The sequence below is a fragment of the Streptomyces capoamus genome (assembly GCF_014654935.1).
GTDB classification, from domain to species: Bacteria; Actinomycetota; Actinomycetes; order Streptomycetales; family Streptomycetaceae; genus Streptomyces; species Streptomyces capoamus.
Genome location: NZ_BNBF01000010.1, coordinates 93687 through 105123, shown reverse-complemented (window position 1 = coordinate 105123; position 11437 = coordinate 93687). Strand labels below are relative to the sequence as shown.

Sequence of the window (11437 nt, the reverse complement as noted above, 5' to 3'; positions counted from 1 at the left end):
CCGGCTGTGCGCGATCTGCCGGGCCTGCCGCTTCTGCAGCAGCAACTGCACCTGCTCGGGCTCCAGCAGCCCCGGGATGCCGAGGTAGTCCTGCTCCTCCTCGCTCCCGGGGTGCGCCTGCATGCCGAACTCGGCGCCGTCGTAGAGCACCCGGTCGAACACGGCGTCGGACTCCAGCGCCTCGAACGGCAGCATGTCCTGCTCGCCCGTGTCCTCGTCCTGCTCCTTGTTCGCCTCCTCCATCTCCTTCTCGGATTCGGCGTACGGGTCCTCCTCGCCCTCCTTCTTGGGCTTGTCGAGGGCGTGGTCGCGCTCCTTCTCCATCTCGTTGGCGAAGGTCAGCAGGTCGGGCACGGTCGGCAGGAACACGGACGCGGTCTCGCCCCGCCGCCGGGACCGTACGAAGCGTCCGACGGCCTGCGCGAAGAACAGGGGGGTGGAGATGGTGGTGGCGTACACCCCGACCGCGAGCCGCGGTACGTCGACGCCCTCGGACACCATCCGCACCGCGACCATCCACCGGTCGTCACTGGCGCTGAACTCGTCGATCCGCTTCGAGGCCCCGGCGTCGTCGGAGAGCACGAGCGTCGCCCTCGTACCGGTGATCTCCCGGATGAGCTTGGCGTACGCCCGCGCGGCGTCCTGGTCGGAGGCGATGACGAGCGCGCCCGCGTCCGGGATGGCCTTGCGGACCTCGGTCAGCCGCCGGTCGGCGGCGCGCAGCACGCTCGGCATCCATTCGCCGCGCGGGTCCAGGGCCGTGCGCCAGGCCTGGCTCACCGCGTCCTTGGTCATCGGTTCGCCGAGCCGGGCGGCGATCTCGTCACCGGCCTTGGTCCGCCAGCGCATGTTGCCGCTGTAGGAGAGGAAGATGACGGGGCGGACGACGCCGTCGGCCAGCGCGGACCCGTAGCCGTAGGTGTAGTCGGCGGCGGACCGCCGGATCCCGGCGTTGTCCTCCTCGTACGTCACGAAGGGGATGGGGTTGGTGTCGGACCGGAACGGCGTACCGGTCAGCGCCAGCCGCCGGGTGGCCGGTTCGAAGGCCTCCAGGCACGCCTCGCCCCAGGACTTGGAGTCACCGGCGTGGTGGATCTCGTCCAGGATGACGAGGGTCTTGCGCTGCTCGACCCGGTTGCGGTGCAGCATCGGGCGCACACCCACACCGGCGTACGTCACGGCGACGCCGTCGTACTCCCGGCCGAGCGGCCCCGCGCTGTACTCGGGGTCGAGCTTGATCCCTATCCGGGCGGCCGCCTCCGCCCACTGCTTCTTCAGGTGCTCGGTGGGCGCGACCACCGTCACCTGCTGCACGACGTGGTGGTGCAGCAGCCAGGAGGCCAGCGTCAGCGCGAAGGTCGTCTTTCCGGCGCCGGGTGTGGCGACGGCGAGGAAGTCACGCGGCTGCTCCTGGATGTACTTCTCCATCGCCCCCTGCTGCCAGGCACGCAGCTTGCTGGCGGTACCCCAGGGGGCCCGGCCCGGGAAGGCGGGCGAGAGGTGGTGCGAGTGAGCGGCGGACGCTGAAGCAGACATGGATGTGGGCCCGGAAGGCCCTCCGTTGAGGGTGGTGGCGGGTGACGGGCGGGCGGTAGTCACGGTCTCCGTGCGGGGTAGGGCGGCTACGTATGACAACCGGGCCACCCTACCGGCGCCGCCGGACCGTCCACGCGCGAACGGGGCCGGGCCGCCCCCGGGTGGGAGGCACGTCACAGCAGCCGCGCGGACCCCACCGTCACCGACCGTGACTCAGAGCGCGGACGTACGCTCCCGCAGGCGCCGCGTCACCCAGGCCCCCACCAGCGCGACCGCCGTCATGGGCAGGAAGACGGCGGCGAAGGCCGCGGGATGCCCGCCGCCGCCGGACGCCGTGGCCGTCGTGGCCGCCGTGCTGCCGCCGCCCAGGGCCGCGAAGGCCGCGCCGGTCGCCGCCAGCAGGACGACGTTGGCGAGGGCGTCGGAGATCTGCAGTGCGGCCGAGTTGGTGCCGGCCTCCTCGGGCGCGGACAGCTGGAGCAGCAGCACGCTGGTGGAGGAGATCACCAGCCCCATGCCGAAGCAGCCGACCCCCCAGGCGACCGCCACAGTCCACACCGGTACGGCGGGCACGAGCACACTCGGCGCGGTGACGATCGCGGCGGCGACCAGCACCATCCCCACGGTCATCAACCGCTCCCGGTAGGGCGTCACCCGCGCCCGGGACTGCACGAACGATCCCAGCGCCCAGGTGCCGCCGCCGGCCGCCAGGGAGAAACCGGCGAGGGTCGGCGACAGCCCGCGCTGGGTGACCAGCATCAGCGGCACGAAGGACTCGGCGGCGATGAAGGACCCGGCGGCCAGGCCGCGCAGCAGCACGACGGAGGGCAGCCCGCGGGCGGCCCGGTAGGTGCCGCGGGGCAGCAGTCCGAGGACGGCCGGCACGAGGAACGCGGCTCCGGCCAGCCCGGGGACGAGCGAGAGGGGGCGCAGGTCCTGGGCGGCGTACTGGAGGAGCCCGGCGCCCAGCGAGATGCCGAGCGCGAGCCGGATCCGCCGCCGGTCGAAGGAGCCGGCGCCGGCCTCCTCGTCCACCGGGCCCGACGCCCTGCGCCGTATCTGGGGCAGGGCGAGGGCGAGCGGGAACACGACGAGGACCGGGATGCCGAGGAACACCCAGCGCCAGCCGAGGTGCTCGGTGACGGCGCCGGCGGCGAGGGGACCGACGATGGACGGCACGACCCAGCCGGCCGCGAAGGCCGCCATGATGGCGGGGCGCAGCCGGTCGGGGTAGGCGCGGCCGACGACGACGTACAGGGCCACGATGACCAGTCCGCCGCCCAGCCCCTGCACCGCCCGCCCGAGGATGAACACCCACATGACCTGCGCGGTCCCGGCGACCACCAGCCCCGCCGCGAAGGCCCCGATCCCCGTGGTGAGGGCACCCAGCGGACCTCGCCGGTCGGACCACTGCCCGGCGAGCACCATCCCGAACAGGCTGGTCGTGAAGTACCCGGAGAAGGCGAACGCGTACAGCGCCAGTCCGTGCAGCTCCCGCGCGGCCACCGGCATCGCCGTCCCCACGGCGGTCGCCTCGAAGGCGATGAGCACCACGACGGACACGATCCCGACACTCAGCGCCCGGTAAGCCCTGCTCAGCACGCCGCCGTCCTGTTCGGCGGACGGATCGAGGACGGCGGGCTCACGGGATCCAAGGGCACTCATGCCCGCCAGAGTAAGCCCCGTCCCCCTGTTTGACCCCTGTCGGAAGTCCGACCCCGACTACGCCCTTGGTCGTACACACACCCCCGCTTCATGAACGGCGTATGGCAGTCCCGTTGCAGCACCCCCACTCCCCTTGAGCCCCGCACGGGCCGCCCCATACGTTCTTCTCACGAACACGGCCGTGTGCCCGAGTGGTTTAGGGACTCGCCTGCAAAGCGAGTTACGTGGGTTCGATTCCCGCCACGGCCTCCGCTTGCCTGACCAGGCAGAACAGAAGGGCGGCACCCTCGCTAGGGTGCCGCCCTTCCAGGCGTTCGTCTCAGTTTCCGTCTCGGTTCGTTCCGTCACGTATCGCCCCCATCTGCCATGCGCGCACCAGGTGGGGCCAGCGACGCCAGGCGCTCGGGAGTGGGCCAGCAAACATCGACCTGGCGGCAGCCCTTGCACTCCCTGTACGGCTCGCCGACGGTCTCGACTGTACGAGCGCCTGCTTTACCTACGGCTGAAAGTCTGGCTGCGTTTCGCAGAGTGGTTGGGCAGGCAGTGATGGTCACGTCACTGCATTGAGGCCACCAAGGCGTCCCACAGTGACATCCTGCAATGCGCCAGGGGCTGCCGTGTGTCGACATCCCATATCTGTAGGCCATCGGATGACCAAGTCACCAAGCGGTGACGATCAATGGCCCACCCGGCTGGGGTGATGTCCTCGTCATGGACGGTCAGCTCGCGGTTCGTGCCATCCTTGAGGGACCAGACGCGTACGGCGCTGCCGGTAGACACTAACCATCTACCATCGGGGGACCACGCCACTCGAGGCTCGAAGTAGGAGAGAGAATCGTAGGCGAAGCTGCGCTCGAGGGTGCCGTCCGTGCGCCACACCAGGGCGCGTTTCCCCCACCAAGAGGCAGTGGCCAAGCGGCGACCGTCCGGAGACCATTGGAGGTCGTCAACGAGGCCCTGCCAGCTGGGCGAGAGCCGTACAGCGCCACTCTCCCCAACACGATGAATTAGAAGCGGTGGGTCTTCCTTGTTCAGGCTAGTGGTGGCCAGCATTTCACCGCGTGGGGACCAAGCCAGCAAGTCGACGGACTGTTGTTCCCGAAAGATATGCAAAGTATGCAGCTGCCGGGAATTGGTACTCACCACCATGGCGTTATGCATCAGCCTGCCGACGGCGAGGCGGTTTCCGTCTGGCGCCCAAGCCAGAGCGCTCACGGTCGATTCGAAGACCCTGTCGCCCAAGAGTTTGCCGGTGCCGGCGTTCCACACGTGCAGAGTCCCCTTGTAGGCACCAGCAGCAATTCGATCTCCAGAGCTCGACCACTCGAGACTGTCGATCATGCCCTGGCCTCCCGAGAGGGTACGTAGCGGCGTCAGCGTCTCAGGATGCCATAAGCGTACGTTCCCGTCGGATTGTCCGGTTGCGATGTAACGTCCGTTTGGTGACCAGCGCAGAATCCACGTAATCGGGCCGTCGGGCTCAGTTCGGGAGGCCAGCTGCGAGCCGCTCCGTGTGTCCCAGAGTCGAAGCGTGGTCGCGGTGCCCCAACCTTGACCGTGGGCCGATACGGCATACCGCCCGTCGGGCGAAAGAGCAACGTCGTTGACGACCCGAGTATCGGCAGTGAATGCCACAAGCCCAACCCAGACAAACGGCATGAAGACAGCCGTCAAGAACGCGGCTACGCCGACCCTGTGACGCAGCCTTGCAGGGGGCTTCTCGAAAAACTTCGACCGTTCGAGCCGAAAAGAGTCCTCAAACCGGTCGAGAAGCTCGTCCAAGTCTTTGCCGAACTCAGGGGCCGGTCCTAGCCACCTTGCCTGCTTGAAGTGCAGCGCCTTGAGAGAGTCGGGAAGCTGTTCGACGGTTGGGAGGTCAGCTCCGCCGACCAGGATCGGAATCACCGCGAGGTCCGCGGCGATCGCTGTCTCGATCTCTGTACGGACGGGGTCGTTCGGCTGGTCGAGCCGACGTTCACCTCTCGCGTCGCGGGTTTCTAGCCAGCTCTCTCCGATCAGGGCCAGCATGCAGTCGCAGCGCCTGATCAGTTTCGGGAGATTCGTCATCCCCAAGGCATGCAGGAAGTTTCTTCCGGGGGGTAACGTCTCCGAATCCTTGAAGACGCGGGTGCGACCGTACCTCCTAGACAGAGCCTCGTAGATTTCTTTGCACTCGCTCAGCGAGTCGCTTTGCCGGTAGTTGATGAAGAATTTCGGCTTACGTCGCAATTGGGCGAGATCGCCGAGCCATAGCGAAATCGGGCAACTCAGGCCACCCATGAGTAAGCCTGCTGCCGCCCCCGTCCCTCCTTCACCGTGTGCGGATATGCCGCACGCGCAGCCGAGGACAGTCAAAGAAACTAGATTGAAGACGCAGACCGACGACCGAGTCAGCTTCCCGCGAAGAAAGGTAACCTGTACTATTTGCGCAAGTCCCGCGCCTGCCAGCAGGAATGCTAGGATTCCCGCCGCATCGCTACCGTTCAGTCCGGAAAAAAATGTTACCCAGAGCGCCAACAAATACAACGGAACCACTATAAACAACCGCATCCGTGTGGTCACGCTCGCCCCCCTCTGCACTGGTCCCCTACAGAGATGATATCTACGGCCCGAGAAGAAAATAGAGGTTTCGGCGGAGTTAATGAGGGTGACTCACGGGACAAGAGTTGCCAGCGAATGATCTAGAACCGTCGGCTGAGCATCACTGGACGCATCCGAGCCAGCCCGCAACGGCGACTACGAGCGGGTCAGTGGATACCATCCCATCCACCCATATATGGTCGACGATGGCTGACAACAACCGGGACCGGTCCCCCACTAGATTGAGGGTCACCCAACATGACGCAGCCCCGATGATCCTCCGTGTACTCCCTGTTCACCAGCACCCCGCGCTCGAGGACTGGGAGACCCGCCGCCCCGCAGACCGCTCTCGTCGCGACCATGAGCCAAGAGGCGGCACCCTCGGGGGTGCCGCCCCTTCGGTCGTCCGTCTCAGTCAGCACCTGGTGATCGCCTCAGGATTCGAGGATCCACGTCGTCCAGATCCTGGGGCTGCACGAATCCCTCACCGTCGGCAACTCCCGTTCGCTGCATCGCATCCCCGGTGTCGACCTGACGGAGAGAACCGTTCCGGGTGCGCTGCCAGTGCTTACCCTCGGCGTCCCGGAAGGCGACGCTGACGCCGACGACGTGCTCCATGATCTGCGCGGCATGAGGGGCCGCGTCCACGTACGCACTGGCGATCACGGGTCCTGGCGTCGGCGGGAGGATGACACGGTCCTGCCAGTGGATCGGGCGATCGCTGAAGTCGACCCAGACGAAGATTCTGACCTCGTAGACGGGTAGACGTGAGCTGTTGACCAAGTGAATGTCGGGAAAGAAGTCCTCGCGCCGGTAAGCCGCGCTGGTCACCAAGAGGCCCGGGCGGTTCCTGCCGAAGGGGCGCCCGACCCAGACCGCCACGCTGGACGCTTGGTCCGCCCGCTGCTGACGCTGCTGCTCGCGGTCCCGGTCACGTTCCACTCGGATCATGTGGAACGCGGCGCGCGCTCCGTAGACCGCGGCTGCCAGTGCTGCCCATGTCCCTGTGGCGCCGACCCACGCGGCGAGATCTGCACTTGACGGCATCAGCCCTCCGTCGGGTCGCACCCCGTGCGGGATGCCGTCCCTTCCGTTTGTCGTCTCAGCCGCGGGACGCGTACGACACGAAGTCCGCCCAGGTGTCCGGCGTCACGGCGAGCTGTGGGCCGGCGAGAGACTTCGAGTCCCGGATGTGCACCGTGCGGGGAGTGGTGGCCACCTCGACGCAGGACTCGCCGTTGGTGCCGCCGCTGTAGCTGCTCTTGAACCACGCCAGTTCGCAGGAGTGCCCGGCGGAGGCTTTGCGCTTCATGTCTCTCCCAGGAGTCTTTCGATGAAGGCGAGCGACTCCCGCAGCGGGAGGGCCTGCGCCCTGATGGTGCCGTACTGCAACTCCAGGACGCGGAGCTGCTTCGGGTCGGAGACGGGTCGGCCGTTGTACAGGCCGTCCGAGCGGCCCACCGCCTTGCCGTCGGAGAACTTCAACAGCTCGATCCTGCCGTCCAGTCCGGGATGGGCGTCGGTGTTCGTCGGCATGACCTGGAGTGAGACGTTGTTCAACTGGCCCACCTCCAGCAGATGTTCGAGCTGCCGACGCCACACCATTGTGCCCCCGACCTGTCGGCGCAGCGGCGCTTCTTCCAGCACGAAGTGGATCGATGGAGCCGGTACGCGTTCGAAGACCGAGCGCCGGGCCAAGCGGGCGGCCACCATACGTTCCACGTCGTCCGGCGAGTACGGCGGCTGCGCTGCCCCGATCACGGCTCGTGCGTGCTCGGCCGTCTGCAGAAGTCCGGCGATGATGTTGCACTCGTACAAGCCGATCTCGACCGCCTTGGCCTCCAGCTCCGCCAGGGCCCGCACCTTTCTCGGGTAGCGGACCTTCTGTACGTCCTCCTTCATCGCCGAGAGCAGGCCGCCGGCCCGCAGGACGCCATCCGCCTTGTCCAGGTACTCGGGCCGGGGGATCCGCTGTCCGCTCTCGATCTTGTAGATCATGTCCTCGCCGTAGCCGACCGCCTTGGCGAAGTCGCCGGCCCGCATGCCCACCGCTTCCCGGCGCAGCTTCAACTGCCGTCCGACCGTGGTGATGACGGCGACGCCCCACTCGTCGTCCGGGTCCACCTCCCAGCTCCGCTCGCTCGCCTCGTCGTTGAGCGGCTCCGCGTCCACGCCGACCGTCATTCGCGCCCCCTCCGTCACCGTGTGTGCCGACAGCATCACGCCTCACGGTAGGGCGGCACGGCCACGCTCAGTGACCGGAACCCGGAAATGCACCGGGACGAGGTGCCTCAGAGCACCCCGCCCGCCTCGTCCCGGAAGAGGTCCGTCCAGTAGTGCCCGGTGGTGTCCGGGAGGGTGCCGGTGGGGTCCACGGTGTTCAGGGTGTGGATCATGGCGGCCACCAGGTGGTCGTAGGCCTGGGTCGCCAGTTCGTGGCCGAGGTGGGTGTCGATCGTGCGCTCGTGGTGGATGAGCCAGAGGGTGTAGGCCAGGGTGGAGACGTCGGTGTTGAGGGGGTGGAGGGCCGCCTCGGGTTCGTGGAAGGTGAGCACCGCGCCCGTCCGGCCGTCGACCACCAGGCTGGTGTCCTCCGGCAGGCGGCCCAGGCGGATCACGTGGTCGCAGTGGGCCGGGAGTTCGAGGACGGGGTAGTCGGGGTGCTCCTCGGTGACGTACTCGCGCAGCGTCGGCAGCGGGACGTCCGTGTCGGCCTGGAAGACGACCGCCTCCTCCGGCAGCCCCGTCTCGCGCAGGAAGCGGCGGGTCGGCTCGTGGGTGAGCGTCGGCGGGAAGTCGACCTCCTCGAAACGGGCCACCCTGCCCTGCCCGAACTCCTGCTCCAGCAGGCGCGCGGGGACGTCGAGGGTGAGGTCGGAGGCCGTGCCGGGGCCGGCGACGAGGGAGAGCGGGCGGATCAGGGCGGCGGCCTTCCAGTACGGCGGGACCCGGCCGTCCGTGCCCTCCTCGAAGAGGCCGAGGAGGCGGCGTGAGGCCTCGGTCGCCGTCCTGGGCCCGTACTGGCCCGTCAGTGAGGCGAAACGGCCGCGCAGGCCCGCCAGTTCCTCGGTGACGGCGGCGAAGCGCAGCAGTGTGGTCAGGGAGGGCGCGAAGGGGCGGGCCACGGCCGGGTCACGCAGGTGGGCCGTGGTCAGCTCGCCGGTGGCGCCGTCGAGCAGGATCGACTCGCGCTCCAGGCCGGCCGGGGTCAGCAGTTCGCCTATCACCAGGCGGCCGCGGAGTTCCTCGGCCAGGTGGAAGGGGCTGTCGGCGGCGTCGGCGAGCGTGCGCAGGCCGTGCGTGCGCAGCGGGGAGAAGGTCAGCAGGTCGGTCGTGGCGGGCAGGCCCGCGCCCGCGAGCAGGCCGCGCGTCGGCGGGTGGGTGACGTAGCGGTCCAGCTCCGCCTCGGTCAGTGTGATCGCCGGGACTTCGGCGTCCGTCGTGCTCATCGCTCCCCCGCGATCTTCCCCGTGCGTGACGGGCCGGCGCACACCCTCGTACGCGGCCCCCGGGCAGGTGCCCCACTGCTCGGCACACTACGCCGCCCCACTGACAACGGCCCTCGCACGGGAAGACGCCGGGGGACGCGGGCCCGTTGCGCGTCGACGGCCGCGTCGACGGCCGCGTCAACGACCGTGCCGACGGCCGCGTCAACGACCGCGTCGACGGCGACCGCTACGTGAAGTAGACGCCGCCCAGGACGACGGCCAGCGCCGCGACCGCGAACAGCACGATCCACAGGAACAGCTTGCCGACGCCCGGCGCGGGTTCGTAGCGCGGCTCCTGCGGCGGCAGAGTGCTCACCGGTCCGTCACCACGGCCGCCTGCGGGCGGATGGGGAGGCGGTTGACGGGACGGCCGGTCGCGGCGCGGACGGCGGAGGCGATCGCCGCCGGTGCCGTGACCACCGGGACCGCGCTGACCGACTTGGCGCCGAAGGGGGCCACCACGTCCCGTTCCTCGACCAGTTTCACGATCCGGATGTCGGGGGCGTCCAGCGCGGTCGGCAGGGCGTAGCCGGTGAGGTCGGGGTGGCGGACCAGACCGCGGGGCGCGCGGAGGTTCTCGGTGAGGGCGATGCCCACGCCCTGGGTGACACCCGCCTCGATGCGCGCCGCCAGCTGCGCCGGGTTCAGCACCCGGCCCACGTCCTGGGCGACGGCCAGCTCCACCACCCGGACGGAGCCCAGCTCGATGTCGACGTCCACCACGGCGCGGATCGCGCAGAAGGCGAGGCCGACGAAGGCGTCGCCCTGGCCGGCGGCGTCCAGCGGTTCGGTGGGGTGCGGGCGGCACTGGGCGGTGGCCCACAGTTCCTTGCCCTCCAGCGCCTCGGTGACGGTGGTCGACAGGACGCCGTCGTACGAGGTGATCTTGCCGTCGGTGATCTGGAGCAGCTCGGTGGACATGCCGAACTTGTGCGCCAGCGGCTGGAGCAGTTGCGCGCGGACCATCTTGGCCGCCCGTTCCACCGCGCCGCCGGACACCCAGGTGTGCCGGCCCCGGCAGCCCCCGCCGGCCGGCGGCTGGTCGGTGTCGACCGGGGCGACGTGGACCTCCTCGACGCCGAGGGTCTCCTGGACGATCTGCCGGGCCAGCGTGGTGAAGCCCTGGCCGGTCTCGACGGCCGCGCAGAGCACGGTCGCGATGCCGTCGTGGACCTTGACGGTCGCGGTCGACACCTCGTCGGCGCCCTCCGCGCCGAGCATGTGCACCATGCCCAGGCCGTAGCCGACGCCCCGGCGCACCGCGCCCGGTTCGCCGGCCCCCTCGGGGCCGCCGGGCAGCAGCCACTCCTCCTCGGGGGTGTCCTTGGGCAGCGCCGGGAGCGGGAAGTCCCGTACGGCCTGCAGGAGTTCGGCGACGGGGGCGGGGCAGGTCACGGTCTGGCCGATCGGCAGGACGTCACCGGTGGCGAGGGCGTTGCGCAGGCGCAGTTCGGCCGGGTCCACGCCCAGCTTCTTCGCCAGCTTGTCCATCTGCGCCTCGTAGGCGGCGCAGACCTGCATGGCGCCCTCGCCGCGCACGTGGCCGGAGGGCGGGTTGTTGGTGCGTACGGCCCAGCCCTCGATGAAGGCGTTCGGGACGACGTACGGCCCGCAGGCGAAGGAGACGGCGGCGGCGAGCGCGTCGGCGGAGGTGTCGGCGTACGCGCCCGCGTCCAGCAGGATCTGCGCCTCGACCTTCACCAGCTTGCCGTCGGCGTCGGCGTGGTGGCGGTAGCGCAGCAGGGTGGGGTGGCGGTGGGCGTGCCCGAGGAAGGACTCCTCGCGGGTCGCCGTCAGCTTCACCGGGCAGCCGGTCTTCAGGGCGAGCAGGCCGAGCGGGAGCTGGAAGCCCTGGTCCTCGCGGTCGGCGGTGGCGCCCGGCACCCCGGTGACGACGATCTTCACTCGATCGGGGGTGAGGCCGTAGCAGGCGGCGGCCGTGTTGCGGTCGGTGTGCGGGTCGGTGGAGGCCAGGTACAGCTCCACCCCGCCGTCGGGGCGGGGCACGGCGAGACCGGCCTCGGCGCCGATCGGGGCCGGGTCCTGGCGGCCGATGCGGTACAGGCCCTCGACCACCACCTCGCCGGCCGCGGCGGGGTCGCCGTGGTGCAGCGGGATGTGCCGGATCAGGTTGCCGTCGGGGTGCAACGGCTCGGCCTCGAAGGCGT

9 protein-coding genes and 1 tRNA gene are annotated in these 11437 nt (G+C 69.5%); 1 reads left to right on the top strand and 9 read right to left on the bottom strand.

The genetic code is table 11. The features are described from left to right. Window positions 1–1536 (bottom strand): DEAD/DEAH box helicase (locus tag IE312_RS17695; RefSeq protein ID WP_229899986.1); only part of this gene is annotated, 1536 nt, incomplete at its 3' end. 213 nt (window positions 1537–1749) lie between these two features. After that, window positions 1750–3201 carry an MFS transporter gene (locus IE312_RS17690; RefSeq protein WP_189982873.1) on the bottom strand — a complete coding sequence of 484 codons (1452 nt, stop codon included), beginning with the start codon at window positions 3199–3201 and terminating at the stop codon, window positions 1750–1752. A 177-nt stretch (window positions 3202–3378) separates the two neighbouring features. Here IE312_RS17690 and IE312_RS17685 point away from each other — a divergent pair. After that, window positions 3379–3450 (top strand) — tRNA-Cys (locus IE312_RS17685). 306 nt (window positions 3451–3756) lie between these two features. Here IE312_RS17685 and IE312_RS17680 read toward each other — a convergent pair. From IE312_RS17680 to IE312_RS17655, 7 genes are all read right to left on the bottom strand, one after another. Next, window positions 3757–5763: a toll/interleukin-1 receptor domain-containing protein gene (locus IE312_RS17680; protein ID WP_189982871.1), complete on the bottom strand. Its 2007-nt coding sequence runs from the start codon at window positions 5761–5763 to the stop codon at window positions 3757–3759. Between the two features lie 429 nt (window positions 5764–6192). Beyond that, window positions 6193–6828, bottom strand: coding sequence for a hypothetical protein (locus tag IE312_RS17675; protein ID WP_189982869.1), 636 nt, complete (start codon window positions 6826–6828; stop codon window positions 6193–6195). Window positions 6829–6883: 55 nt separating this feature from the next. Then, window positions 6884–7093, bottom strand: coding sequence for a DUF397 domain-containing protein (locus tag IE312_RS17670; protein WP_189982867.1), 210 nt, complete (start codon window positions 7091–7093; stop codon window positions 6884–6886). Beyond that, window positions 7090–7965, bottom strand: coding sequence for a helix-turn-helix domain-containing protein (locus IE312_RS17665; RefSeq protein WP_189983166.1), 876 nt, complete (start codon window positions 7963–7965; stop codon window positions 7090–7092). The genes IE312_RS17670 and IE312_RS17665 overlap by 4 nt, the downstream gene beginning before the upstream one ends. A gap of 107 nt (window positions 7966–8072) precedes the next feature. After that, entirely contained in the window at window positions 8073–9230 is a 1158-nt protein-coding gene (locus IE312_RS17660) for an SUKH-4 family immunity protein (RefSeq protein ID WP_189982865.1), read from the bottom strand. Between the two features lie 226 nt (window positions 9231–9456). After that, window positions 9457–9585, bottom strand: coding sequence for a hypothetical protein (locus IE312_RS43815; protein ID WP_268254322.1), 129 nt, complete (start codon window positions 9583–9585; stop codon window positions 9457–9459). After that, window positions 9582–11437: molybdopterin cofactor-binding domain-containing protein (locus IE312_RS17655; protein WP_229899985.1), on the bottom strand; the 1856-nt coding region annotated here is incomplete at its 5' end. The genes IE312_RS43815 and IE312_RS17655, both read right to left, overlap by 4 nt.